Source organism: Amycolatopsis sp. CA-161197 (assembly GCF_050942255.1).
Taxonomy (GTDB): Bacteria; Actinomycetota; Actinomycetes; order Mycobacteriales; family Pseudonocardiaceae; genus Amycolatopsis.
The window spans coordinates 2265898-2291385 of the sequence record NZ_CP192059.1; the positions used below are offsets into that span (position 1 = coordinate 2265898).

Sequence of the window (25488 nt, forward strand, 5' to 3'; positions counted from 1 at the left end):
ACCGGAGGGCGGGCGTGACCACTTCCCAGCCCCGGGAACCGATTCCGGGTGCCACGCCGATCCGTCCGGAGGACCTGGTGGCCACCCCGCGCGAGTTCCCGCCGCACCGGTGGGGCTTCGGGGCGTTCCTGCTCGTGGAGGCCGTGCTCATCGCGTCGGCCGCGTTCGTGAGCGCGTTGCTGGGCGATCCCCCGGCCGGTCAGCCACTGCCGATCCGCACGGTGCTGCTGGGCACGATGCTGCCCGCGATGATCGCCGCGGGCGTCGCGCTGCTGGCCACGGTCGTGCGCGGCAACGGGCCCAAGCTCGACCTGCGCCTGGAGTGGCGCTGGTCCGACGTGAAGATCGGCTTCAAGTTCGGCCTGCTCGGGCTGGTGCTCACGTCGCTGAGCGCCTGGGTGTGGACCGAGATCGTGGGCTCGGCCGACGCGACGTCGGCGATCAGCGCGCTGGTGGACGACCGGAAGATGTCGGTGTCGGCGGCCATCGTGACGTTCGTCTACCTCTGGCTGCTCGGGCCGATCTGCGAGGAGGTCATCTACCGCGGCCTGCTCTGGGGCGCGGTGGAGCGGCTGCAGTGGCGCAGTGAGCGATGGGGCCGCATGGCGGCTTTCCTGCTGTCCACGGCCGTGTTCGCCGCCAGCCACCTCGAACCGCTGCGGACCACGCTCCTGCTGGTCATCGCCGTGCCGATCGGCCTGGCGCGCTTCGCGACGGGCCGGCTGCCGGGCAGTGTGGTGGCGCACTCGATGAACAACTTCCTGCCCTCGGTCGCGATCCTGCTCAGCTCGCTCGGCGTCGCGTAAATGTGGCGTGGGTGTGGCGTGGGTGTCACGTCGGCCCGGGCCGCTGTTGCGAGGCCCTGCGCAGGCACTTCGAGCCATCTGGCAGAATGTTCGCTTGCCCGCTTCCGTCCGGACCCTCTCACCGTTCGGGGGCTCCTGTTTCGGGCGCCCGTGATCGTGTCCCCACGCGGTCGACGTACGCCCACCCTGCACCAGCACTGAGGAGTACCCACACCCGTGGCCGTCAAGATCAAGCTGCAGCGCCTCGGCAAGATCCGTGCGCCGTACTACCGCATCATCGTCGCCGACGCGCGCACCCGCCGGGACGGCAAGGCCATCGAGACGATCGGCAAGTACCACCCGAAGGAAGAGCCGAGCCTGATCGAGGTCGACACCGACCGCGCCCAGTACTGGCTGGGCGTCGGCGCCCTGCCGACCGAGCCGGTCCAGCGCATCCTCGAGATCACCGGCGACTGGCAGAAGTTCAAGGGCCTGCCGGGCGCCGAGGGCACCCTGAAGGTGGCCGAGCCGAAGCCGTCCAAGCAGGACCTGTTCAACGCGGCGCTGGCCGCGGCCGGCGAGGAGCCCTCCGCCGAGGCCACCACGCCGAAGAAGAAGTCCGCTCCCAAGAAGGCCGAGGCCGAGAAGGCCGAAGCCGCTGAGGGCGAGAAGTCCGAGTGAGTTTTCTCGCTGACTCCCTCGAGCACCTGGTGCGCGGGATCGTCGACAACCCGGACGAGGTCCGGGTCGAGCTGCTGACCACTCGCCGTGGCCGCACGCTCGAGGTGCACGTGCACCCCGACGACCTCGGCAAGGTGATCGGCCGGGGCGGTCGCACGGCGACCGCTCTGCGCACCGTGATGGGCGGCATCGGTGGCCGCGGCGTCCGCGTGGACGTCGTCGACACCGATCGCTGAGCCCTTTCGGAAACGGTCAGGATGGACGTCGTAGTCGGTCGCATCGCCAAGGCGCACGGCATTCGCGGGGAACTCGCGGTGGACGTGCGCACGGACTCGCCCGAGCAGCGGTTCGCCGTCGGTGCGGTCGTCACGACGCAGCTGCGTGACGGCAGCAAGAGGGATCTCACCATCGCAGCCGCCCGCGAACACAGCGGGCGGCTGCTGGTGCGTTTCGAGGAGGTCCTCACGCGCGACGTCGCGGAGACGCTGCGCGGTGCGTTGCTGCTCGCCGACACCGCCACCCTGCCGCCGACGGACGATCCCGACGAGTTCTACGACCACGAGCTGGCCGGCCTCAGCGCCGAGCTGGCCGACGGCACGGTCGTGGGCAAGGTCGTCGAGGTCGTCCACTCGCCGGCGGGCGAGCTGCTGGAGCTCGACGTCGACGGTCGTGAGGTGCTCGTGCCGTTCGTGCGCGCGATCGTCCCGACGGTCGACGTCGCGGGCGGGCGCGTGGTGCTGGACCCGCCCGAAGGCCTGCTGGACGAGGCCTAGATGCGCATCGACGTCGTCACGATCTTCCCGGAGTACCTCGACCCGCTGCGCGCCGCGCTCCTGGGCCGGGCGATCGACCGCGGCCTCATCGAGATCGGCGTGCACGACCTGCGCGAGTGGACCCACGACGTCCACCGCGCGGTCGACGACGCGCCGTACGGCGGCGGCCCCGGCATGGTCATGAAGCCCCAGATCTGGGGCCCGGCACTCGACGAGGTCTGCGGGCCCGACACGCGGCTCGTGGTCCCGACGCCGGCGGGCAAGCCGTTCACACAGGAGCTGGCCCACGCGTACGCCGAGGAGAAGCACCTGGTCTTCGCCTGCGGCCGCTACGAGGGCATCGACCAGCGGGTGGTCGACGACGCCGCGCGCCGCATGCCCGTGGACGAGGTGTCGATCGGCGACTACGTGCTGGTCGGCGGGGAGGCCGCGGTCCTGGTGATCGTGGAGGCCGTGGTCCGGCTGCTGCCGGGCGTGCTCGGCAACGCGCGGTCGGCGGCCGAGGACTCGTTCTCCGACGGGCTGCTCGAAGGCCCCAGCTACACCCGCCCGGAAGTGTGGCGCGACCTGGCGGTGCCCGACGTGCTGCGCTCCGGGAACCACGCGCTCGTGGAGCGCTGGCGGCGCGACCAGGCGCTGGAACGCACGGCCCTGCGGCGCCCGGATCTCCTGGCCCGGTTGCCGGAGGGTAGTCTGAACAGCCGAGATCACGAGGTACTCGACCGGCTCGGCGAGGACCTCGGCTAGACCCCGTGCGAAGCGAGCACCAGCGCCTCTGCCATAATCGACAGGTTGGCGTGAGTGGACCGCCTCGTTCACGAGCCCGCCATCAGCTCCCGGGTACGGCCGTAGCACTGCTGCGCGCCCGGGGAGACGTACGCAAGCACTACCGAATCGACGAGGACGGACCACCGATGAACACCCTGGACGCGCTGGACGCGCAGTCACTGCGTTCCGACATCCCGGACTTCCGTCCGGGCGACACGCTCAAGGTCCACGTCCGCGTCATCGAGGGCAACCGCGAGCGCAACCAGGTCTTCCAGGGCGTCGTGATCCGTCGCCAGGGCGGCGGCGTCCGCGAGACCTTCACCGTGCGCAAGGTTTCGTTCGGCGTGGGCGTCGAGCGCACCTTCCCGGTGCACTCGCCGAACCTGGCCGAGGTCGAGGTCTTCAAGCGCGGCGACGTGCGGCGCGCGAAGCTCTACTACCTGCGCGACCTTCGCGGCAAGAAGGCGAAGATCAAGGAGCGCCGCGAGAACCGCGAGACCACCTCTGCTTCCTGAGTGCCCACGCGGTACCCGGTAGCCTGGCGACGTGGTCGACCCCGTGCCCCAGAACGCCGCTGAGGACGACCCCGACGACTCGGAACAGTCTCGTTCCGAGGAACGTCGGGGGTCCCACCGGCGGGGCAAGCCTCAGAAGAAGCGGTCGTTCTGGAAGGAACTTCCGATCCTGATCGCGATCGCCCTGGTGCTCACGATCCTGATCCAGGCCTTCCTGGCGAAGGTCTTCATGATCCCCTCGGGGTCCATGGAGGCCACGCTTCACGGCTGCCCCGGCTGCACGGGCGACCGGATTCTGGTCGACCGCGTCACCTACGACTTCACGGATCCCTCGCCGGGTGACGTGATCGTGTTCAAGGGTCCGCCCGCGTGGACCGAGAACGAGATCGCGCCGCAGGAATCCAGCAACATCATCGTCCGCGGCCTGCGGGGTCTCGGCTCGCTGGTGGGTTTCGCCCCGCCGGACGAGCGCGACTTCGTGAAGCGCGTGATCGCCGTCGGCGGCCAGACCGTGCAGTGCTGCGATCCGCAGAACCGCGTGATCGTCGACGGCAAGGCCCTCGACGAGCCGTACATCCACTGGGAGAACCCCGACCACGCGATGCAGGACTCGTTCGCGCCGGTCAAGGTGCCGCAAGGCACCCTGTGGGTGATGGGCGACAACCGCAACAACTCGTCCGACTCGCGGTTCCAGGGCGGCGGCGGTGCCAATGGTGCCGTGCCCGTGGACGACGTAATCGGCAAGGCCCGGATCATCGTGTTCCCGCCGAGCCGCTGGGGCGGGGTCACGGACCACGATCCGCAGGCCGACGCCCAGCCGGTGGCCCTCGGTGCCCCGGCGTGGCAGGAGGGCCTGCCGCTCGGCGTCGGGTTCGCCGCCGCTGTGCCCACGCTGTTCGTCGGCCGGCGGGTGAAGGCGGGCCTGCGCAAGGCGAGACGTTAGGGTGCCCCACCCGAGAAGGTCCGTCAGACGGGTATTGCAGTTGTGACCGTTCCCGCTCCCCGAACCCCGGCCGAACCCCTGCGGCCGCCGCGCGCCGTCGTGCGTGGCGAGCTGTTCTGGGGTCTGCAGGGTGCTCTCGAACGCCGTGGCCTGGGCCCCGTCGCCGGGGTGGATGAGGCCGGCGCCGGTGCGTGCGCGGGCCCGCTCGTAGTGGCTTCCTGCGTGCTGCGCCCCGGCGACGGCGCGCGACTGCCGGAGCTCACCGACTCGAAGCTGCTCACCGCCAAGGCCCGCGACCGCGTCTACGACCTGGTCCTCAAGCGCGCCCTCGACTACGCGGTGATCGTGATCCCGTCCGAACAGGTCGACCTGCTCGGCATCCGGGTGATGAACCTCGAGGGGATGCGGCGCGCGGTCGTCGCTCTGCGCGAACATCCGGGGTATGTGCTCACCGACGGTTTCCCCGTGCCGGGCATCCCGGCGCCCAACGTCGCGGTCATCAAGGGCGACCGCAGCGTGGCCAGCATCGCCGCCGCGTCGGTGCTCGCGAAGGTGACGCGCGACCGCATCATGGCCGGCCTGCACGACGAGCTGCCGCACTACGGCTTCGACGTGCACAAGGGCTACAGCACCGCCGACCACCTGCGGGCTCTCACCGAGCACGGCCCGAGCCCCGCGCACCGCTGGTCCTACACGAATGTGGCCACCGCGGCCCTCGCACACGGACTCACCCCACCGCACCCGGTCGTGCTCACCTACGCTGCTCTGGAGAACGCGGCTTCGGAAGCCGCCGAAGAGGAGAATGGTTCTCGGGAAAACCCGAGCGCGCCGGTCCGTGCCCTGGCCCGCTCGGTGGGTAAGAATGAACGCTCCGCCGCCGGAGCAGCAAGACGAACGCGAGGAGGGGCGCGGATTTCATGAGCGCAGAGGATCTCGAGAAGTACGAGACCGAGATGGAGCTCTCGCTGTACCGCGAGTACCGCGACATCGTCGGCCAGTTCTCGTACGTGGTGGAGACCGAGCGGCGGTTCTACCTGGCCAACGCAGTCGACGTACAGGTACGCGACGGCGGCGGCGAGGTGTACTTCGAGGTCCGCATGTCGGACGCGTGGGTCTGGGACATGTACCGCCCCGCCCGCTTCGTGAAGCACGTCCGCGTCATCACGTTCAAGGACGTCAACGTGGAAGAACTCGACAAACCCGACCTGCGCCTCCCCGAGGACGGCCCCTTCTCGGGCTGAGGTCTCACACGGTTTTCACCGGCCACCCGGGCTTCGCGCCCGGGTGGCCGGTGTGTGTCTTGGGCCCTCGTCAGCCCCGGCTGCCTGCTGGAACGCCGATTTCGAGCCGTCTGCGCGGCTTTTGTGTGTGGCATCGATGTCCCGGAGCTCGATGCCTCGGTTTGGCCGGCTCCGCATTGCCCGCCCCCGCATTGCCGCCCCCGTCGATTCGTCGCGCCGCGGCGGCCACCGCGACCTGCTCCGTTGCCTGGTGAAAATGTCGGCTTCCGGCGCTAGCACCCGACTCCGACATTTTCACGCCGCCTTTCGCCCCACTTGCCTCGTTTATCCACAACCCCCCAGTTGTCCACAGCTCGACTTTTCGGCCCTGGCGCCCTCCTCCGTCACTCTGCGACGGTTGATCGCACACGCACCGTGACAGCCCGGCAAAGGCCCGGCGACGGCGCACCGAGGGGGAGCGATGAACGACGGCCCGGACCCGGCCGCCCAGTGGCGCCGCGCGTTCGGCCGCTGGGGCGAAGACCTGGCGGCCCGGCACCTGCAGAACGCGGGCCTGGTGGTACTCAGCCGCAACTGGCTCTGCCGCGAGGGCGAACTCGACCTCGTCCTGGCCGACGGCGACCGGGTCGTCTTCTGCGAGGTCAAAACCCGCGCCACCAACACCTTCGGCACCCCCGCGGAATCCGTCACCGACGAAAAGATCACCCGCATCCACCGCGCCGCCCAACGCTGGCTGCGCGCCCACCGCATCGGCTGGTGCCGCACCCGCTACGACGTCGTGACCGTCTTCGCCCCCTCCGGGGCCCACCCGCAGGTCCACCACATCGCGGGAGCCTTCTGATGCCCATCGCCACCGCCCACCACCTCCCGCCGATGCCGCACCCGCACCTGTCCCACCCCGCCGGCCCTCACGACTCCCGCCAAGCCGGCGCGCTCGGGAAGCAGCCCTCCGTTGCGCTGGCCCGGAACCACCACATCGCGCCGGCCCGGGCTTCAGTGCCTCAGTTCTCTGCTTTTGGCGGCATCTTGTCCATCGCCAAGCCGAACCGTCGTGCACTAGTGCCGAGCTTCGGGTTCGAGCTCAGCCGAGCGGCTCGCGTTGTCGTCGCTGGGCATGGCTCTACCACCACCAAGACCGCCTGCGGCTATGCGTCGCGGTGGAGCCGCCATGCCGAACCTGCCTCGGAGACCTGTGTGATTACCGCGAACGATGGGGTTCCGTTGACTTGCGTGGATTCCGGCCGCGGTGTGGTTCCCATCGAAGGGACTCACGGCCGCGCGCCCCTCGATCTCCGCCGTCACCACACCGGCCGTGTGACCGCGGCGAGCGATGGGGTTCCGCGTGAAGACATCTATCGCTTTGTGCAGCCGGTGAATTGCCATGCCGAACCCGACCCGGTGACGTGCGCAAGTTCCACGCACGCCGTGGTGCTCATCGAAGGGACTCACGGCCGCGCGCCCCTCGATCTCCGCCGTCACCACCGCGACTTCAGCGAAGCCACCCAGTCGACCGTCGCGGAGGTGGCCTGATGCCCATCGCCAAAGCCTGGAGCGTCGCGCTCCTCGGCATCGAGGGCCGCGTGATCGAGATCGAGGCCGACCTGGGCGGCGGGCTCAGCCGGGTGACCCTGGTCGGCCTGCCCGACGCCGGCCTGAGAGAAGCCAAGGACCGCGTGCGCTCGGCCGTCCGCAACTCCGGCCAGCCCTGGCCCGATGGCAAGATCACGCTCGGCCTGTCGCCGGCCAACCTCCCCAAAGTCGGCTCCGGCTACGACCTCGGCATCGCCGCCGCGGTGCTCGCCGCCAACGGAGCCGTCCCGGCCACCAAACTCCTCCGCACCATCCTCCTCGGCGAGCTCGCCCTCGACGGCCGGATCCGACCCGTCCGCGGTGTCCTGCCGGGGCTCCTGGCCGCAAGGGCCGCCGGTTACGAGCGAGCCGTCGTCCCGACGGAGTCGCTTTACGAAGCCGCGCTCGTCGACGGCCTCGAAGTTGCCGGCGTCTCGCGCCTGGCTGACCTCGTCGCGTGGCTCAAGGGCGAAGGCGAACTCGAGTCGAGCCCCGAACCCGTCGCGGCCGAGCCCCCGGAAGTGCCGGACCTCGCCGACGTCGTCGGCCAACCGGAAGCCCGCTGGGCCCTGGAGGTCGCCGCCGCGGGTGGGCACCACCTGCTGCTCACGGGCCCACCGGGCGTCGGCAAGACCATGCTCGCCAAACGCCTGCCGGGCCTGCTCCCCGCGTTGTCCCAAGAGGAATCACTGCAGGTCACAGCGATCCACTCCATCGACGGTTCCCTGTCGAAGGCGTCGCCGCTGGTGACCGTGCCGCCGTTCGTCGCGCCGCATCACTCGATCACCGTCGCGGCGCTCGTCGGCGGGGGCAGCGGCATCGCGACGCCCGGCGCCATCAGCCGGGCCCACCGCGGCGTGTTGTTCCTGGACGAGGTCTGCGAGTTCAGCGGCCACCGCCTCGACTCGCTGCGCACCGTGCTCGAAGAAGGCGAGGTCCGCATCGCCCGCACCAAGGGCTCGGTCCGCTACCCGGCCCGCTTCCAGCTCATCCTCGCCACCAACCCATGCCCCTGCGCGCCGCCGCGTGAGACCGACTGCATCTGCTCGCCGATCGTCCGCCGGCGCTACCTCGGGCGGATTTCCGGACCGCTGCTGGACCGCGTCGACCTCCGCGTGCGGCTGCGTCCGCTGACCGCCATCTCCGCCCACCAGTCCACGGCGCCCGAATCTTCCGAGACGGTCCGCGCCCGCGTCCTGGCCGCCCGCGATCGCGCCGCCCACCGCTGGCGCACGAACGGTTGGCGCGCCAACTCCGACGTCCCCGGCCCCGCCCTCCGCCGCGAGTTCGTGCTGCCGTCGGCGACCACCGCCCTGCTCGACCGCGCCCTCGACCGCGGCCTCCTCACGGCTCGCGGCGCTGACCGTTGCCTCCGCATCGCCTGGACGCTCGCCGACCTCTCCGCCACACCCCACCCGACCCCCGACCACGTCGCCGCCGCGCTCGACTTCCGCGAAAGGACCGCCGCATGACCCGCCCCCGAAAGGAATCCGCCGTGAAACGCCACCTGCGTCTCGTCCCGAATCCCCACAACCCGCCCCAACGCGATCCCGCCCGCGTCCGCGCCGTCCTCGCGCCGCGCCGGCTGTCGCTCGTGAGACTGCGAGGTGCGGCATGACGGCCCTGCCCACCGAACAGCCCGTCGCCACCGCCACCGACGAAGAACGCCTCGCCCGCGCGTACTTGCTGCGCGTCGCCGAGCCCCCGGCGCCGGCGTTGGTCGCGTTCGTGGGGGAACGCGGCCCGGTCGAGGCGGCGGCCCGCGTCCGCAGCGGCGACTGCCCTGAAAGGGTCCGCCGCGAAACCGCCGCCCGGCGCGAAGTCGATCTCGCCGAGCAAGACCTGGAGACGGCCGCGAAAACCCAGGCCCGCCTGGTCGTGCCCGAGGACCACGAATGGCCGGCGTGGCCGTTGCTCTCGCTGGCGGTCGCGAGCGGCCGCGGAGTCGAGAACGTCGCGGCCCCGCTCGCCCTCTGGGTCCGCGGCGGCGCGAACCTCGCGAAAGCGGCCGACCGCGCGGTCGCCGTCGTCGGGGCGCGCCTCGCGACCAACTACGGCGAACACAACTCCGCCGAGTTCGCCCACGGTCTCGCCACCCGCGGCGTCCCGGTGTTCTCCGGCGCCGCCCTCGGCATCGACGGCGCCGCCCACCGCGGTGCCCTCGGCGCCGACGGCGTCACGGTCGCCGTGCTCGGCTGCGGCGTCGACATCGGCTACCCCGCCGGCCACGTCGACCTGCTCAAGCGCATCGCCGACAACGGTGGCGCCGTCGTCAGCGAGTACGCCCCCGGCACCCCGCCCGCGCGCCACCGCTTCCTCGTCCGCAACCGCCTCATCGCCGGCCTCACCGACGGCACCGTCGTCATCGAAGCCGGCGTCCGCAGCGGCGCCCGCAACACCGCCACCACCGCCGGCGCCCTCGGCAAAGTCGTGATGGCGCTGCCAGGCCCCGTCCAGGCCGCCAACTCCGCCGGCTGCCATGCCCTCATCCGTGACTGCAAGGCCACCCTCGTCACCTCCGTCGACGAGGTGATCGACACCGTCGGCCGCTTCGGCCCCGCACCCGAACCGGAAAACCCCAGGCCGCGCCGCCCCACCGACGTCCTCGCCCCGGAAGCCCTCCGCGTCTACGAAGCCCTCGTCCCCCGCGCAGGCCGCTCGGCCGACCAAGTCGCCACCGCCTCGGGCGTCCCGGTCGACCGCGTGCGCGCCCTCCTGCCCGAACTGGAAATCGACGGCTTCACCGTCCGCGGCGACACCGGCTGGCGCCGCATCGTCCGCTCGGCACCGAAATGACCGGCTCCGATCGCCCCACTCAGCCGCTCGCCAAACGGCGGCACGTGGCCGCGAATCGGTCCGCAGCGAGCGACACCGAACTTCGCTCACGGGTCCGACCGCTCGATGCCGGATCGCGCCGGGCGCGGCCCGGTATCCGCGCCGGCCCGCAGGACCTTGATCCGCGCCGGACACGGCGTTCGGTCGCGCGATGCCGCACCCGCCGGCGCTGCACCACCCGCTCGCGCCTCGGTGAACGGCGACGACCGGGGTGCTCGGCCGGTCGGCGCACCGCCCGCTTGGCGTCGGCATGTGCGGCAGCCGCTGGCGCCGCATCACCCACTCGCACCTCGGTAAACGGCAGCCACCGCGGCGCTCGGTCCGCCGGCGCACTGCTCGCTCGCACCGAATGTCCGTGCCACACAGAGGAGAACGGCGTGGCGATGCTTGACCTAGGGCGGTGGTTCGCGCAGCGTGATCGCCATGTCGTCAGCGAGCGCCCGCCGGGACGGGGCCCCGCGTGCGTCGGGGGGTCGGAAAGATCCGCGGCGGCCGGATCTGCGGGTGGTGCGCGAGGGGTTGCCCGGGCCGGAGCGGGCGTTGGTGGCCGAGTACGAGCGGCACCTGGCGTTGGAGCGGGGGCTGTCGCCGCACACGGTGCGGGCGTACGTGGGCGACGTGGTGTCGCTGCTGGGGTTCCTGACCGGGGCGGAGGACGACGGCCGCGGGCTCGGCGATCTCGACATCGGGCTGCTGCGCGCGTGGCTCGCCGGACAGCGGGCCGACGGCGCGGGCCGGACCACGTTGGCGCGGCGGGCGGCGGCGGCGCGGACGTTCACCGCGTGGGCCCACCGCCAGGGCGCGCTGAAGGCGGACCCGGGTGGGCGGCTCGCGGCGCCGCGGGCGCACCGGACGTTGCCGGGTGTGCTGCGGGCCGATCAGGCCGACGAGCTGATGCAGGCGGCCGCGAAGGGAGCCGAGCAGCGGGATCCGGTTGCGCTGCGTGACCGTGCGCTCGTCGAGCTGCTCTACGCGAGTGGCATCCGGGTGTCGGAGCTGTGTGGTCTGGACGTCGGCGCGGTCGATTTCGGGCGGCGTGTCGTCTCGGTGATCGGGAAAGGGGACAAGGAGCGGACGGTGCCGTTCGGCGTTCCGGCGGCCGAGACGCTCACCGCGTGGCTCGAAGCGGGGCGCCCGGAGCTGGCCGGTCCGAAGTCGGAACAGGCCCTCTTCCTGGGGGTTCGCGGCAGCCGGCTCGATCCGCGCGCGGCGCGGCGCGTGGTGCACGAGGCGGTGGCTGCGGTACCCGGAGCACTCGACATGGGGCCACACGGACTACGTCACTCGGCCGCGACCCATCTGCTGGAAGGAGGTGCCGATCTCAGGAGCGTTCAGGAACTGCTCGGTCACGCTACGCTTGCCACGACCCAGCTCTACACTCACGTGACCGTCGATCGGCTGAAGGCGATCCATGACCGAGCACACCCACGGGCCTGACGAGGCCGGTGGCGGCTCGGCCGGAAAACCCGAGGCCGAACCACCGGCGCACGCGCATCCGCACGAGCACGGAGACCATACTGAGCCGCATGCCGAGAACAACCGTGCAATGACCTCCACGCCGCAAGTCACGGACGCCGGAGTGAGCACTGCCGGAGGCGAGGGCGCCGTCAGCGAGGACGGGCGCCCCGGTCATGACGTCGACGCGGGCATCCAGGCCTTGTGGCAGCAGTTCGCCGACAAGCCGGACCAAATGTCGCGCGACCGGCTGGTGCTGCACTACGCGCCCCTGGTGAAGTACGTCGCCGGCCGCGTGGGCACGGGCCTGCCGACGCACGTCGACGTCGGCGACCTCGTGCAGTCCGGCATCTTCGGTCTCGTCGACGCGATCGAGAAGTTCGAGCCCGCGCGGGGGCTGCGGTTCGAGACCTACGCGATGCAGCGCATCCGCGGCGCGATCCTCGACGACCTGCGCTCCCAGGACTGGGTGCCCCGCGCCGTGCGCAGCAAGGCGAAGGAGGCCGAGCGCGCCCTCGAACGCCTCGGCGCGCGCCTGCACCGCACTCCCACCGACGCCGAGCTGGCCACCGAGCTCAACATCGGCCTCGACGACCTGCGCGACTTCTACGGCCAGCTCCAGCTCACCAGCGTCGTCGCGCTGGAGGACCTCGTCGCGGCCGGCAAGGACAGCGGCTCGCTCGTCGACACGCTCCCCGACGACGGCGCCGTCGACCCCGTCGCCGTCCTCGTCGACCAGGACAACCGCCGCCAGCTCGCGGAGGCCATCGCCCAGCTGACCGAGCGCGACAAGATCGTGGTCAGCCTCTACTACTTCGAAAGCCTCACGCTCGCCGAGATCGGCAAGGTCCTGGGCGTCACCGAGTCCCGCGTGAGCCAGCTCCACACCCGCGCCGTGATGCGGCTGCGCGCCAAGCTCACCGAGCAGCCCAGCACCTGAACGCCCGCCTGTCACTGCGGGTCGGCCCACGGTTTCAGCCGGACCCGGCCCGGCACGCCGACGAGGGCCAGCGGGTCGATGTAATCCTCTCCTCTGCGGGCACCCCAGTGCAGGCACGTGGTGGTCGGACAGCCGGGATGCTCGGCAGTCACGGTGCCGAGCGGCTGGCCGCGGTACACCTGATCGCCGGTGGCCACGCTCGGGGTGAGCGGCAGGTAGGTCGTACGCAGGCCCCCGTCGTGATCCACCGCGACGACGCCATGGCCCCCGACCTCACCCGCGAAGATCACGACGCCCATGTCAGCCGCGAGAACCTCTTGTCCTGCCGCGGCTTCCAGATCGACCCCGCGGTGGCCGGGCCCGTAGACCGTGGCCGGCGGCTCGAAGAACCGCGTGACCTTCGGCCGGGGCGCGAGCGGCCACGCCAACCGCCCCGCCTGCGCGCCGACATCCGGCGCTGGCGGGACATCGGCGAGCGCCCTCCCAGCCCACGCGCCGGGCAACACGGCAAGCAACACGAGCGCGGCGACCAGCACCAGCCGGGTCCGCGCCGCGGCCCTGCCCAACACCTCGAGCCACCGCATCCACAACGGCTCGGTCGGACGCCGGTGTCGGCCCCGCCGAGGTCCCTCGGGCGGCGCTGCCCGGGAAGCCAGGGGAGCATCCGGGCGGCCGAGCGGACCCGAAGCACCCGGGCCGACCGAGGCACACGGGTCGTCCGAAACGAGTGAGGGACTTGGAGCACGCTGGGATCCTGAAGCGACCAGAACACCCGCAGCACCCGGATCCGCGAGCGCACCAGAAGCGCCCACGCCACCCGAAGGCCGCAGAATACGCAGCGCCCACAAAGCGCCGCGCCGCAGGACAAAGCGCGGCTGAGGCGTCGAGGAACGCGTCGGGGAACACGAGGTCGTCGTCACGGGTCCGATCATGGGGCACGCGCGGACCGGCACCCTGCCAACAAGGTGAGTTATCCACAGGTGGCCCGAGTTGTGGACAACTCCGCCGGGCGGGAGCGCTGCCGGTGGGGGCGTCCCTGGTGGCAGGGGGTAGAATCTTTCCCGCAGCCCACTCGCTGGGCTGACTTCGCGTGCTCGTGCGCGCGGCCCCGGCCGGTTCCGCTCGGAAGATCAGCGGAGGCCCGGACGGAGGAGAGTCGCACGGCGCCCGGCGGTCCCTGGGGTTCTTGGCACATCGAGAACCGCGGGGTCCGGATGCCGGCACGAGCACCAGGGCGAGCGGTCACCCGGCCGCGAGCGACAAACCGAATGAGCACGTCCGCGGGCGCGAACCGCGGGGGTGCGCGACTACAGAGAAGGTGTGATTCCGGCAATGGCCGTCGTCACCATGAAGCAGCTGCTCGACAGCGGCGTGCACTTCGGGCACCAGACGCGTCGGTGGAACCCGAAGATGAAGCGCTACATCTTCACCGAGCGCAACGGCATCTACATCATCGACCTGCAGCAGACGCTGACGTACATCGACCGTGCGTTCGAGTTCATCAAGGAAACCGTCGCGCACGGCGGCACGATCATGTTCGTCGGCACGAAGAAGCAGGCTCAGGAAGCCATCGCCAACGAGGCCGCGCGCGTGGGCATGCCCTACGTGAACCAGCGCTGGCTCGGCGGCATGCTGACCAACTTCCAGACCGTGCACAAGCGTCTTCTGCGCCTGAAGGAGCTCGAGGCCCAGGAGCAGACCGGCGGCTTCGCCGGCCTCACCAAGCGCGAGATCCTCACGCTCACCCGTGAGAAGGACAAGCTCGAGAAGACCCTCGGCGGTATCCGCGACATGGCCAAGGTGCCGTCCGCGGTGTGGATCGTCGACACGAAGAAGGAGCACATCGCCGTCGGCGAGGCTCGCAAGCTGAACATCCCGGTCGTCGCGATCCTGGACACCAACTGCGACCCGGACGAGGTCGACTACCCGATCCCGGGCAACGACGACGCGATCCGCTCGGCCGCGCTGCTCACCAAGGTGGTGGCCGAGGCCGCCGCCGCCGGTCTGATGGCCCGTTCGAGCCGTGGCGGCGCGTCGGCCGACGCGAAGCCGGAGCCGGGCGTGTCGGACGAGCCGCTGGCCGAGTGGGAGAAGGAGCTGCTCGCCGGTTCGGAGACCGCCGCGGCCGACGCCACCGAGGCGGCTGCCGCGACCGAGGCCGCCACCGAGGCGGCCCCCGAAGCCGTGACCGAGCAGGCCCCGGCCAACTCCTGATCGACCGTGCCCGGGTGGCCCGCGCAGGGCCACCCGGGCGCTGATCACCTCACACGTACCTGAAACGGACGGATTCAACACGATGGCGAACTACACCGCCGCTGACGTGAAGCGCCTGCGCGAGATGACCGGCGCCGGCATGATGGACTGCAAGAAGGCCCTCGAGGAGAACGACGGCGACTTCGAGAAGGCCGTCGAGTTCCTGCGCATCAAGGGTGCCAAGGACGTCGGCAAGCGCGCCGAGCGCGCCACCGCCGAGGGCCTCGTCACCGGCGAAGGCGGCGTGCTCATCGAGCTCGACTCCGAGACCGACTTCGTCGCCAAGAACGACGACTTCCAGCAGCTCGCCGCGAAGATCGTCGAGGTCGCCAAGACCCTCAAGACCAGCGACGTCGAGGCCCTCAAGGCCGCCGACCTCGACGGCAAGCCCGTGATCGACACCGTGCAGGAGCTCTCGGCCCGCATCGGCGAGAAGCTCGAGCTGCGCCGCGTCGTCGCGTTCGAGGGCAAGACCGCCACCTACCTGCACCGCCGCGGCTCGGACCTGCCGCCGGCCGTGGGCGTGCTCGTCGAGTTCACCGGCGACGACGCCGAAGCCGCCCGCGGTGCCGCCATGCAGGTCGCCGCGCTGCGCGCGAAGTACCTGACCCGCGAGGAGGTGCCGGCCGAGATCGTCGAGAACGAGCGCCGCATCGCCGAGCAGACCGCCCGTGAAGAGGGCAAGCCGGAGCAGGCCCTGCCGAAGATCATCGAAGGCAAGGTCACCGCGTACTACAAGGACAACGTCCTGCTCGAGCAGCCGTCGGTCAAGGACAACAAGAAGACCGTGAAGGCCCTGCTCGACGAGGCCGGCGTGACCCTGACCCGGTTCGCCCGGTTCGAGGTCGGCCAGGCCTGAGCGAGGTACTGGGACTAGGTTCTGCCACTGTGCCCCCGTCTCCGCGGTGCGGGGACGGGGGCACAGTCGGGTCCAGCCGCCCGGCGCCCCTCACAAAGGGGAAACGGCGGCCATCGAACACAGGAGGCGACACACAGATGGGTGACCGGGTCGACGGTGGCTACCGAAGGGTGCTGCTGAAACTGGGCGGCGAGATGTTCGGTGGCGGCTCGATCGGGGTCGACCCCGACGTCGTCCACTCCGTCGCGCGCCAGATCGCCGCGGTCGCGCGCACCGGCGTGCAGGTGGCGGTGGTGATCGGCGGTGGCAACTATTTCCGCGGTGCGGAGCTGTCCCAGCGGGGGATGGACCGTGACCGCGCCGACTACATGGCCATGCTCGGCACTGTGATGAACTGCCTGGCCCTGCAGGACTTCCTGGAGAAGGAAGGCCTGCCCACGCGCGTGCAGACCGCCATCACGATGGGCCAGGTCGCCGAGCCGTACATCCCGCGCCGCGCCGAGCGGCACCTGGAGAAGGGCCGCGTGGTCATCTTCGGCGCCGGGGTCGGCATGCCGTACTTCTCCACCGACACCGCCGCCGCGCAGCGCGCGCTGGAGCTCGGCTGCGAGGCCGTACTCATGGCCAAGGCCGTGGACGGTGTCTACACCGCCGACCCGAAGACCGACCCGAGCGCCACGATGTTCCACGAGATCAGCCACCGCGAAGTGCTGGAGCGTGGCCTCAAGGTCGCCGACGCCACCGCGTTCAGCCTCTGCATGGACAACAACATGCCGATCATCGTCTTCAACCTGCTCACCGAGGGGAACATCGCCCGTGCGGTGAGTGGTGAGAGGATCGGGACGCTGGTCAGCACCCCCGCCGACGGGGCGTCGGCCTAGACCTGCTGGGATCAGCACAGGTTCGACCATCACAACACCGGGAGTAGCCGTGATCGACGAGACCCTCCTCGACGCCGAGGAGAAGATGGAAAAAGCGGTGTCCGTCGCGAAGGACGACCTGACGTCGGTGCGGACCGGCCGGGCCACCCCGTCGATGTTCTCGCGCATCGTCGTCGAGTACTACGGCGCGATGACCCCGCTGAACCAGCTGGCGAGTGTCAACGTGCCCGAGGCGCGGATGGCGCTGATCAAGCCCTACGACCAGACGCAGCTCGGTGCCATCGAGAAGGCCATCCGAGAGTCCGACCTGGGCGTCAACCCCAGCAACGACGGCAACGTCATCCGCATCGTCATCCCGCAGCTCACCGAGGAGCGGCGCAAGGAGATGGTGAAGATGGCGAAGGGCAAGGGCGAGGACGCCCGCGTGTCGATCCGCAGCATCCGCCGCAAGGCCAAGGAAGAGCTCGACCGGATCGCCAAGGACGGCGAAGCGGGTGAGGACGAGGTCGCGCGCGCCGAGAAGGAGCTGCAGAACCTCACCGACACCTACGTGCACCAGGTCGACGAGCTGGTGAAGCACAAGGAAGCCGAGCTGCTCGAGGTCTGATGAGCCAGGTGAGCGAGGAACGAGACGAGCGGGTGGAGCACACCCCGCAGCCGGAGCCGGCTGACAAGCCCGAACCGGGCGGACAGCCGGAGCCGGCCAAGAAGGACTCCCGGGCCGGGCGCAACCTGCCCGCGGCCATCGGCGTGGGCCTGGTGCTCGGCGCGGCCATCATCGTTTCCCTGCTCACCGTCCGCTTCATCTTCATCGGGGTCATCGCGATCGCGATCGGGGTCGGCACCTTCGAGTTCGCCGGCGTGCTCAAGCGCGTCGCGAACATCAAGGTCGCGATGATCCCCGTGCTCGTCGGCGGCCAGGCGATGATCTGGCTGGCCTGGCCGTTCGGCCGCGCGGGCGCGCTCACGGCGTTCGTCATCACGGTGCTCGCCTGCCTGCTCTGGCGGCTGCCGGGCGGCGCCGACGGCTACCTGCGCGACATCTCGGCGTCGGTGTTCGCGAGCGCGTATCTGCCGTTGTTCGGCGCGTTCGCCGCGATGCTCGTGCCACCGGAGGACGGCGTCGGCCGGGTCCTCACGTTCCTCATCGCCGTGGTCGCCTCCGACACGGGCGGCTACATCGCCGGCGTGCTCGGCGGCAAGCACCCGATGGCACCGACCATCAGCCCGAAGAAGTCCTGGGAGGGCTTCGCCGGGTCGATGGTCGCCGGCATCGTGGCCGGCATCCTCACGATCAGCCTGATGCTCCACGGCCACACCTGGCAGGGCGCGGTCTTCGGCGCAGCGATCGTGCTCACCGCGACGCTGGGCGACCTCGTCGAGTCGCTGATCAAGCGCGACCTCGGCATCAAGGACATGGGCACGCTGCTGCCGGGCCACGGCGGCATCATGGACCGCCTCGACTCACTGCTGCCCTCGGCCGTGGTCTCCTGGCTGCTGCTGTCGGCGTTCGTCCCGGCGTGACGCGCCTGACCTCCCCGATCGGCCCGACGCGCGGACCTGCGCTGGGAGCTTCGGCCTCTCAGCGGTAGCGAACGCTTCGTGGACCACCGAAGTGTCCGCGGGCTTGACTCGGAGCATGACCACTTCGACCCGCGAACGTTCCTCGGCCCGGCTCGCGCTCGCCGCGGTGTGCCTCGGGTTCGTGATGATCACGCTCGACGCGACCATCGTGAACCTCGCGCTGCCGGCCATCGGCGCCGAGTTCGGTGAACCGTCCACGGCCGCGCTGCAGTGGGTGGTCGACTCCTACACCGTCGCGCTCGCCGCGTTCCTGCTCACCTGGGGTGAAGCGGGCGACCGGTGGGGCTCGCGGCGCGTGTTCCAGATCGGCACCGCGGTGTTCGTGCTGGCCTCGATCGCTTGCGCCACAGCGGATTCACTGCCGTGGCTGGTCGCCGCGCGTGCGGTGCAGGGGGCCGGCGCGGCCGCGCTGCTGCCCTCGTCGCTGGCGTTGATCGTGCACCAGTTCCCCGAAGCCGGCGCCCGGGCTCGCGCGCTCGGCGTGTGGGGCGGCATGAGCGGGGTCGGGCTCGCGGCCGGTCCGGTGCTCGGCGGTCTCGCCGTCGGGCTGGCCGACTGGCGGCTCGTGTTCGCCGTCAACGTGCCCGTGGGCCTGATCGCGATCTGGCTGACCCGCCGGTACGTCACGGAAACGACGCCGCACCGGCGAACCCGGCTCGACGTCGTCGGGCAGATCCTCGGCACGGCAGCGCTGGCCACGTTGGTCGCGGGATTCATCGAAGCCGGGCACGCGGGCTGGACCGCCACGACCACACTGGTGCTGAGCGGCGCGGGCGTCGCCGCCGGGATCGCGTTCGTGGCGGCGGAAAAGGTGATCACCGCGCCCGTGCTGCCGCTCGGTGTGCTGAAAGTCCGGTCCTTCGCCGTCGCGACGGCCATCGGCGGCCTGTTCAACTTCTGCCTCTACGGCACGCTGTTCTGCCTCGCTCTGTTCCTCCAACGCGAGTGGCACCTCGGTGCGCTCGAGGCCGGCCTGGCGCTGGTACCGCTCACCCTGGCCGTGGGGCTCAACGCGTTCCTCAGCGGACGGCTCACGCACCGGTTCGGCGAGCGCCGGCCGATCGTCGCCGGTGGTCTCGTCGCGCTGGCCGGCTCGACCGGCCTCGCGTTGCTGCCGGCTGATCCGTCGCCGGTGCTGCTGGTCGTGTTCTCCGTGGTCTTCGGGTGCTGTTCGCTCGCGATGCCCGCGATGACGTCGCTGGCGATGAACGCGTTGCCGGGCAAGGCGGGCATCGCCGCGGGCGTGCTCAACGCGGCGCGGCAAACCGGCGGGGCCATCGGGGTCGCGCTCGTCGGCGGGCTGTTGCCGGGCACGGCGATGTGGGTCGTCGCCGGGGGTTACGGCGGGATCGTGCTGCTGACGGGGTTGCTGCGGCCCCGCTCGTCGTGAGGCCCGGTCATCGAAAAACTCAGTCGTCGAAAAACTCAGTGGTCGAAAAACTCAGTCGTCGTAAGGGTCGTCGACCTCGGCGCGGCCGACGTCGTCGAGCGTGCGCGAGTGGTCGATCACCGCGAACACCGCGCCGTCCGGGTCGGCGAGGATCGCCATACGGCCGAAGGGCGTGTCGTACGGCTCGATCACCACGGACCCGCCGAGCATCAGTGCCTGGCCCGCCGTCGCGTCGCAGCCGCGGGCCGGGTCGACCTCGAAGTAGACGAGCCAGTGCGGGGGAGTGTCGCGGCTGTACTCGGAGCCCATCACGTAGCGGTAGAGCACGGGCGTGTGCTCGATGAGGTATTCCGTGTAGTCGACGCTCTCGCCGTCGCCGATCTGGTGGCTCGAGTAGTTGAAGAGCTTGGTGTAGAAGTGATCGGCCGCCTCGCCGTCGTGCGCGTTGAGGTCGGCGCCGCTGAACGTGTTGGGGATCCCGGTGACGAACCGCCAGTCCGGCGGCGCCTCCCAGAACACCACGGGCGCACCCGCCGCGTCGATCGCGTGGAGAATGCTGCCGCGCTCGGGGATCGCGACCGGTCCCAGCGTCACCTGGCCGCCGAGGTGCTCCACCCATTCGGCCGCGCTCGCGGTGTGCGGCACGGAGACGTGCAGCGTCCAGCCGGGCTCGGTCTGCGCCCCTGCTTGGTAGAGACCGCCGGTCGGCTCTCCGGCGAGCGACGAGATCCAGTAGCGGCCGGTGGGCGCGGCGGGGTCGCGGTGCACGTCGTACTGCCAGCCGAACAGGCCCGTGTAGAACTGTTGCGACACCGCTTCGTCGCGACAGGCCACCTCGATCCAGCACGGGAGGCCGGCCGGAATCGCGCTTGTGCTGGCCGAACCGATGGTCATCGCGGCCTCCTCCCGGTGAGCAAGAAGTCTATGCGGTGCCCGTGATTTTTTCGCAGTGAGCCCGGAACCCCGGAACCGGCTCGCGGCCGACGTCGTTGGAGAAGTTCGTGCGATGGTTCCCCCGTTCCTCAGGCCGCTCTCGCGCGACGGAGGTCTTGCCGAGCCCCAACATCTGGTACTACCAGCAGGCTTACGAGGTGGAGAACCGCGCGCAGGACGTCGACGGCGAGATCTGGCGCGTCCTGCGCGAGGAGTGCGACTGGACCGGCCGCGACGTTCTCGACCTCGGTTGTGGTGACGGATTCCACTTGCCGCGCTTCGCCCGCGACGCGCGCTCGGTGCTCGGCGTGGAGCCGTACGCACCGCTGGCGCGCGACGCGGCGAAGCGCGTGCGGGAACTGCCGAACGTGTCAGTGCGCGAAGGCCGCGCGCAGCGGCTGCCCGTCGACGACGCGAGTGTCGACGTGGTCCACGCGCGCACGGCGTACTTCTTCGGCCCCGGCTGCGAACCGGGGCTGCGTGAAGCGGAACGCGTGCTGCGGCCCGGCGGGTCGATCCTGATCGTCGATCTCGACGCGACGAGCGAGCCCTACGGCGGCTGGCTGCGGGCGGACCTCCCGCACTACGACCCCGTAGAGGTCGAGCGGTTCTTCGAAGGCGAGGGCTTCAGCCTCCGGCGCGTGGCGACGCGCTGGTCGTTCACCGACCACGCCGCCATGGAGTCAGTGCTGAAGATCGAGTTCAGCGCGCAGGTCGCCGCGCGGGCCGTGGCCGAGGTGCACAAGCGCACGATCAGCACGGCCGGCGGCGCCGGGGTGACGCTGCCGGTGGGCTACCGCGTGCACACGCGGGTCAAGCCCACCGGCCTCGTCCTGCCGGGTCACTCGGCTTCTTCCGGCGACTCGTCGGTTTCCTCGACCTCGCCGAGGATCGAGTAGACCGAGCGCCGGGCCTCGTTGAGCACGTCGACCACGCGGGCCTGCTGGCTCGCGCTGCCGGCGCGCATCACCTGGACGACCGCCGCCGCGAGCGTGGCGCCCGCCTTGCGCAGGTCGACCTCGACGGGGTCGACGTCCTCGGCGAAGTGCTCCCACGGCGGGGTGCCGGTCTGCTGCTCCGCGGCCGCGCGGCCCTCGTCGGTGAGCTCGAACAGCTTCTTGCCGTTCTCGTCCTTGCTCACGACCAGGCCTTCGTCGGCCAGCATCTGCAGCGTCGGGTAGATCGAGCCGGGGCTGGGCTTCCAGAAGCCGCCACTGCGCTCGCCGATCTCGCGGATGATCTCGTACCCGTGCCGTGGCTGTTCCGCGAGCAGGGTCAGGATCGCCGCGCGGACGTCACCGCGCCGGCCGCGACGCGGGCCGTGGCCTCGTCGTCCGCCGGGACCGCCGTGGCCTCGCCGGCCGCGGCCCATCGGGCCGCCGGGGCCGAATCCGAAGTCGCCGAACTCGCGGCCGAAGGGGCCGAAAGCGGGACGACCGTGTTCTCCGTGTTGGTGCGCGCCTCGCGCACCGGGGTGAGGGTGCCTCATGTCGTTGTCCTTTGCTGTGTTGTTTGGCCTCGGCTCCGCCGAGGCGTGCGGAATCGCCTTTGAGCCGGCGATCCCGCGAACGGTTGCGACTGGTTCACGATATATCGGAAACGGTCGCGATGCAACCTAGCGACTGTCGAGGACCTGCGCGAGGGACGTTTGCGGTGGTCGGAGATACTCGAAGGAGTAAGAAGAAGCGCTGAACCGACCTGGGAGACCCGACCCCCCATGCTGGACCGAGTGGTCATCGACGCCCTGTTCCCCGCGGACCTGCCCGAGCCGGAGCACTGGGAGCGGCAATACCCGGCGCGGCAGCTGCCGGACGGCGCGAAGGTGACCCGGTTCGGCCCGTCGCCTACGGGGTTCGTGCACATCGGCGGCATCTACGTGGCCACGATCGACCAGGACGTCGCCCGTCGCTCCGGCGGCCGCTACCTGGTGCGCGTCGAGGACACCGACCAGTCGCGCGAGGTCGAGGGTGCGCTGGAGCAGTTCGAGCGCGGCTTCTCCTACTTCGGTCTGCAGGCCGACGAGGACACCCTGCGCGGCGGCGACTACGGCCCGTACCAGCAGTCCGGCCGCGAGCAGATCTACCTGACCTACGTGCGCCAGTTGCTGCGCGAAGGCCGCGCGTACATCGACTTCGCCACGAAGGACGAGCTCGCGTCCATCACCGCGCGCCAGCAGGCCACGAAGCTGCCCACCGGCTACTACGGCTCGTGGGCCATCTGGCGCAACGCCGACCCGGCCGACGTGCAGGCGAAGCTCGACGCCGGCGAACCGTGGGTGGTGCGGTTCCGCGCGCCCGACGACACCGGCGCGCGCGTGCGCTTCACCGACGCCATCCGCGGCACGATCGAGGCCGAGGCCAACCGCAACGACGTGGTGATCCTCAAGAGCTCCGACCAGAGCCCCCGGCTGCCGACCTACCACTTCGCGCACGCCGTGGACGACCACCTCATGCGCGTGAACCTCGTCATCCGCGGCGACGAGTGGATCTCGTCCGTGCCGGTGCACCAGCAGCTGTTCGACGCGCTCGGCTTCGAGCCGATCACCTACGCGCACATCGCCCCGCTGATGAAGCAGGAGGGCGGCAGCAAGCGCAAGCTCTCCAAGCGCAAGGACCCCGAGGCGTCGGTCGACTTCTACATCGAGGCCGGCTACCCGGTCGAGGCCGTTCTGTACTACCTGCGCGGGCTCGCCAACGGCCGGCTCGCCGAGCTGCCGCTGGCCCAGGCGCTGGACGAGCCGATCAACCTCGACGAGATGGGCGTCGCGGGACCGCTCGTGGACCTCGTGAAGCTCGACGACATCTCCGCCGACCACATCGCGACGATGTCGGGCGCGGAGATCCTCGCCGCCGTGCGCACGTGGGCGCAGCGCTTCGATCCGGAGCTGCTGTCGGTGCTCGAGTCGTCGGAGGAGCTGGCCCTGCGGGCGCTGGCCGTCGAGCGCGAAGGCGCCGAGAACCCGCGCAAGGACCTCAAGAAGTGGAGCGAGTTCCGCGCGGTCTACGGATTCTTCTTCCCGCAGCTGCACGCCCCCGTGACCGGCCCGGACGACGAGCGCATCGCCGCCCTCGGCGTGGCGCCGGAGGTCGTGCGTGCGGTGGCGTCGGACTTCGTCGCGAACTACCAGCAGCTCGACGACGGCCAGGAGTGGTTCCAGCAGATCCGCGATGTCGCGGCGAAGCACGGTTTCGCCAAGAACGCCAAGGAACTCAAGAAGGACCCCGACGCGTACCCGGGCTCGATCCGCGAGGCCTCGCAGATCATCCGCATCGCGATCACCGGCTCCACCCGCAGCCCGGACCTGCACTCGATCACGCAGGCGCTGGGCCGCGACGAGACCTTGCGGCGGTTCGAAACCCTCACGGCGTGAGCCGCCGCCGTCCTCCGGTGTAAGCGCGCCGGAGGACGGCGCGTCACTCCTGTTCGGGCGCGGTGGCGTCCAGGCGGCGGTGCAGCTCCGGGTGGCCGGTGAACACCGCCACCTGCAGCTCCGCGACGAGGCGCTGCGTGGGGATCTCGACGTCGACTCCGAACACGTCGCGGATCCGGGTCAGCCGGTACTTCAACGTGTTGCGGTGCACGTACAACGTGCGGGCCGCCGCGGTGAGATCGCCACCCGCCTCGAAGAACGCCCGCAGGCTCGGCAGGTACTCCGTCCCGCAGTCCCGGTCGCTGACCACCATCCCGGCCACGCCACCCTGCAGCAGCCGCGGCCGGTCCAGCACGATCTCGGTCAGCTCCGACAGCACGGCGTCCGCGATCGAGTCCTCGAACGCGACCACCCGGCGGGACTCGTCGAGCAACGGCAGGGTGAGTAGCCGGTCGACGTCGCGGCGGGCCTCGACAAGCCGGTCGGCCGACGTGATCTCCCCGCTCACCGCCGCCCGCAGCTCCACGCGCAGCTGGCGTGTCGCCTGCCCGGCGATCTCGCGGGCGAGCGCCGTCGCCTCGCCCGGCGGCCGGTCTTCCACCACGGGGAACGTCGCGTAGATCCGGCCTTCGCACGACGTCACCGCGCCGCGGCGGCGCGACGCTTCGACCCGCAGCGCCACCAGGTCCTCGAGCTGCCGCAACCGCAGCGGATCCGGCTCTCCGGCCGGCGGCCCGTCCACCCGGTCCGGGACGAACGCGACCAGCCGGAACGCGACGCCGGTCAGGCCGAGGCGCGCCTCGACGGTCTTCGCGTTGGCCCGGCCGGTCAGCGCGCTGCGCAGCAGGTCGCTGCGCAGCCGCCGGTCGAGGTCCTCGCTGATGCGGGAGCGCAGCAGCTGCAGCGCCGCGACGCGGGCGGTCTCGGCCAGCAGGTTCGACGACTGCTGGTCCAGCTCGCGTTTCGACTCGGCCACCCACAGGTAGCCGAGGATGTCGCTGCCGCCGCGGATGGCGGTGACGAGCCGGGTTGCGCCGTCCGGCGGCACAACCCGCACGGGGCTGAGGCTCTGCCGGACCCGCGGCAGGATGCCGGTCGACTCACACCAGTCCATGAACTCGCGCGGCGGCCGGCGCTGGAGGATCGACTGCTCGCGGATGGCGTCGATCGGGTCGCCGAGGCTGGAGAACGCGATGACCTCCATGCGCTCGTCGTCGATGATCACCGGGCCTTCGAGCATGGCGGCCGCGGAGTTGGCGAGCGCGAAGAGATCCCCGAACGGCACCCCGCGCTCGTCGGGCGCCGTGGCCGAGGCCGAGGAGATGGACGTGCGGGCGAGCGCGTGCAGCTGATCCCACGACATGTCCGGCGAGATCGCGAGCACGGTCACGCCGTGCTCTTCGCCGAGCGTGCGCAGCCACGCCCGCTCGGCGTCGTCGTGGATCTTGAACGCGAGGATCGTGCCCGGCCCGACCGCGGTCACGAGCCGTTTCGCGTCCGGGTCGGTCACCCGCAGGCCCACGCCCAGCACGAGGTCGCCGGGGTTGATCTGCACAGCCGTGCCGGTGTCGTGGATCAGGACGGCGACGATCGTCAGGTCGAGCCCGGACGGCGCGTGGAGCACGTCGACGAAGTCCCCGCCGACGAGGCCGAGGAACGTGTCGAGCGTCAGCGAACCGCCCCGTGCCGGGGAATTCATCGGTCAGCTCCTTC

Annotated in this window: 27 protein-coding genes; 23 read left to right on the top strand and 4 right to left on the bottom strand. The window is 70.9% G+C overall.

Annotation, left to right across the window (positions count from 1 at the left end; translation table 11 throughout):
• Positions 1 to 14: 14 nt before the first annotated feature.
• The 15 genes from ACQPXB_RS10890 to ACQPXB_RS10960 all read left to right on the top strand — a co-directional run bounded on the left by ACQPXB_RS10890 (position 15) and on the right by ACQPXB_RS10960 (position 12505).
• A complete protein-coding gene (locus ACQPXB_RS10890; protein ID WP_366580902.1) occupies positions 15 to 806 on the top strand; it encodes a CPBP family intramembrane glutamic endopeptidase in 792 nt (263 codons plus the stop codon).
• A 216-nt stretch (positions 807 to 1022) separates the two neighbouring features.
• Positions 1023 to 1466: a 30S ribosomal protein S16 gene (gene rpsP / locus ACQPXB_RS10895; RefSeq protein ID WP_220237800.1), complete on the top strand. Its 444-nt coding sequence runs from the start codon at positions 1023 to 1025 to the stop codon at positions 1464 to 1466.
• Complete coding sequence (locus tag ACQPXB_RS10900) at positions 1463 to 1702, top strand: RNA-binding protein (protein ID WP_003103110.1); 240 nt, start codon at positions 1463 to 1465, stop codon at positions 1700 to 1702. Before rpsP ends, ACQPXB_RS10900 begins: the two co-directional genes overlap by 4 nt.
• A 21-nt stretch (positions 1703 to 1723) precedes the next feature.
• A complete protein-coding gene (rimM, locus tag ACQPXB_RS10905) occupies positions 1724 to 2239 on the top strand; it encodes a ribosome maturation factor RimM (RefSeq protein ID WP_366580905.1) in 516 nt (171 codons plus the stop codon).
• Positions 2240 to 2986, top strand: a complete 747-nt coding sequence (gene trmD, locus ACQPXB_RS10910) for a tRNA (guanosine(37)-N1)-methyltransferase TrmD (RefSeq protein ID WP_366580907.1) — start codon at positions 2240 to 2242, stop codon at positions 2984 to 2986.
• 167 nt (positions 2987 to 3153) lie between these two features.
• A complete protein-coding gene (gene rplS, locus ACQPXB_RS10915) occupies positions 3154 to 3522 on the top strand; it encodes a 50S ribosomal protein L19 (protein ID WP_360599997.1) in 369 nt (122 codons plus the stop codon).
• A gap of 31 nt (positions 3523 to 3553) precedes the next feature.
• Positions 3554 to 4465 (top strand): signal peptidase I, encoded by a 912-nt coding sequence (lepB, locus tag ACQPXB_RS10920; RefSeq protein WP_432851227.1) that lies wholly within the window; start codon positions 3554 to 3556, stop codon positions 4463 to 4465.
• A gap of 42 nt (positions 4466 to 4507) precedes the next feature.
• Complete coding sequence (locus ACQPXB_RS10925) at positions 4508 to 5386, top strand: ribonuclease HII (RefSeq protein WP_366580911.1); 879 nt, start codon at positions 4508 to 4510, stop codon at positions 5384 to 5386.
• On the top strand, positions 5383 to 5706 hold the full coding sequence (locus tag ACQPXB_RS10930) for a DUF2469 domain-containing protein (RefSeq protein WP_003096226.1): 324 nt from the start codon (positions 5383 to 5385) through the stop codon (positions 5704 to 5706). Before ACQPXB_RS10925 ends, ACQPXB_RS10930 begins: the two co-directional genes overlap by 4 nt.
• Before the next feature lie 460 nt (positions 5707 to 6166).
• Positions 6167 to 6547, top strand: a complete 381-nt coding sequence (locus ACQPXB_RS10935; protein WP_366580913.1) for a YraN family protein — start codon at positions 6167 to 6169, stop codon at positions 6545 to 6547.
• On the top strand, positions 6547 to 7236 hold the full coding sequence (locus ACQPXB_RS10940; RefSeq protein ID WP_432851230.1) for a hypothetical protein: 690 nt from the start codon (positions 6547 to 6549) through the stop codon (positions 7234 to 7236). The genes ACQPXB_RS10935 and ACQPXB_RS10940 overlap by 1 nt, the downstream gene beginning before the upstream one ends.
• Positions 7236 to 8747 carry a YifB family Mg chelatase-like AAA ATPase gene (locus ACQPXB_RS10945; RefSeq protein ID WP_432851232.1) on the top strand — a complete coding sequence of 504 codons (1512 nt, stop codon included), beginning with the start codon at positions 7236 to 7238 and terminating at the stop codon, positions 8745 to 8747. The genes ACQPXB_RS10940 and ACQPXB_RS10945 overlap by 1 nt, the downstream gene beginning before the upstream one ends.
• Positions 8748 to 8889: 142 nt before the next feature.
• On the top strand, positions 8890 to 10071 hold the full coding sequence (gene dprA / locus ACQPXB_RS10950) for a DNA-processing protein DprA (RefSeq protein WP_432851234.1): 1182 nt from the start codon (positions 8890 to 8892) through the stop codon (positions 10069 to 10071).
• Between the two features lie 462 nt (positions 10072 to 10533).
• Entirely contained in the window at positions 10534 to 11547 is a 1014-nt protein-coding gene (locus ACQPXB_RS10955; RefSeq protein ID WP_432851236.1) for a tyrosine recombinase XerC, read from the top strand.
• Between the two features lie 109 nt (positions 11548 to 11656).
• Positions 11657 to 12505: a FliA/WhiG family RNA polymerase sigma factor gene (locus ACQPXB_RS10960; protein ID WP_432851238.1), complete on the top strand. Its 849-nt coding sequence runs from the start codon at positions 11657 to 11659 to the stop codon at positions 12503 to 12505.
• A gap of 11 nt (positions 12506 to 12516) precedes the next feature.
• Here ACQPXB_RS10960 and ACQPXB_RS10965 read toward each other — a convergent pair whose 3' ends face one another.
• Positions 12517 to 13089, bottom strand: a complete 573-nt coding sequence (locus tag ACQPXB_RS10965) for a murein hydrolase activator EnvC family protein (RefSeq protein ID WP_432851240.1) — start codon at positions 13087 to 13089, stop codon at positions 12517 to 12519.
• Between the two features lie 748 nt (positions 13090 to 13837).
• Between ACQPXB_RS10965 and rpsB the strand changes: the two genes are divergently transcribed.
• From rpsB to ACQPXB_RS10995, 6 genes are all read left to right on the top strand, one after another.
• Positions 13838 to 14719: a 30S ribosomal protein S2 gene (gene rpsB / locus ACQPXB_RS10970; protein WP_366580925.1), complete on the top strand. Its 882-nt coding sequence runs from the start codon at positions 13838 to 13840 to the stop codon at positions 14717 to 14719.
• Between the two features lie 82 nt (positions 14720 to 14801).
• Positions 14802 to 15617, top strand: a complete 816-nt coding sequence (gene tsf, locus ACQPXB_RS10975; RefSeq protein WP_366580927.1) for a translation elongation factor Ts — start codon at positions 14802 to 14804, stop codon at positions 15615 to 15617.
• Between the two features lie 137 nt (positions 15618 to 15754).
• A complete protein-coding gene (pyrH, locus tag ACQPXB_RS10980; protein ID WP_326569352.1) occupies positions 15755 to 16498 on the top strand; it encodes a UMP kinase in 744 nt (247 codons plus the stop codon).
• 49 nt (positions 16499 to 16547) lie between these two features.
• Positions 16548 to 17105 (top strand): ribosome recycling factor, encoded by a 558-nt coding sequence (gene frr, locus ACQPXB_RS10985; protein ID WP_364060056.1) that lies wholly within the window; start codon positions 16548 to 16550, stop codon positions 17103 to 17105.
• On the top strand, positions 17105 to 18022 hold the full coding sequence (locus tag ACQPXB_RS10990; protein ID WP_386948123.1) for a phosphatidate cytidylyltransferase: 918 nt from the start codon (positions 17105 to 17107) through the stop codon (positions 18020 to 18022). The genes frr and ACQPXB_RS10990 overlap by 1 nt, the downstream gene beginning before the upstream one ends.
• Positions 18023 to 18137: 115 nt before the next feature.
• Complete coding sequence (locus tag ACQPXB_RS10995) at positions 18138 to 19472, top strand: DHA2 family efflux MFS transporter permease subunit (RefSeq protein WP_432851244.1); 1335 nt, start codon at positions 18138 to 18140, stop codon at positions 19470 to 19472.
• A 51-nt stretch (positions 19473 to 19523) separates the two neighbouring features.
• Here ACQPXB_RS10995 and ACQPXB_RS11000 read toward each other — a convergent pair whose 3' ends face one another.
• Positions 19524 to 20366: a VOC family protein gene (locus ACQPXB_RS11000; protein WP_432851246.1), complete on the bottom strand. Its 843-nt coding sequence runs from the start codon at positions 20364 to 20366 to the stop codon at positions 19524 to 19526.
• A gap of 107 nt (positions 20367 to 20473) precedes the next feature.
• On the opposite strand from ACQPXB_RS11000, the gene ACQPXB_RS11005 reads away from it, so the two are divergent.
• Entirely contained in the window at positions 20474 to 21304 is an 831-nt protein-coding gene (locus tag ACQPXB_RS11005) for a class I SAM-dependent methyltransferase (RefSeq protein ID WP_432851248.1), read from the top strand.
• Here the strand turns inward: ACQPXB_RS11005 and ACQPXB_RS11010 are convergent.
• The gene (locus ACQPXB_RS11010) at positions 21247 to 21894 is read right to left on the bottom strand and encodes a PadR family transcriptional regulator (protein ID WP_386948114.1); all 648 of its coding nucleotides are present in this window, start codon (positions 21892 to 21894) and stop codon (positions 21247 to 21249) included. The two genes, ACQPXB_RS11005 and ACQPXB_RS11010, sit on opposite strands and share 58 nt — an antisense overlap.
• A gap of 228 nt (positions 21895 to 22122) precedes the next feature.
• Between ACQPXB_RS11010 and ACQPXB_RS11015 the strand changes: the two genes are divergently transcribed.
• Positions 22123 to 23775: a glutamate--tRNA ligase gene (locus ACQPXB_RS11015; RefSeq protein WP_432851250.1), complete on the top strand. Its 1653-nt coding sequence runs from the start codon at positions 22123 to 22125 to the stop codon at positions 23773 to 23775.
• Between the two features lie 43 nt (positions 23776 to 23818).
• Here ACQPXB_RS11015 and ACQPXB_RS11020 read toward each other — a convergent pair whose 3' ends face one another.
• On the bottom strand, positions 23819 to 25474 hold the full coding sequence (locus tag ACQPXB_RS11020) for a PucR family transcriptional regulator (protein WP_432851252.1): 1656 nt from the start codon (positions 25472 to 25474) through the stop codon (positions 23819 to 23821).
• Positions 25475 to 25488 lie beyond the last annotated feature (14 nt).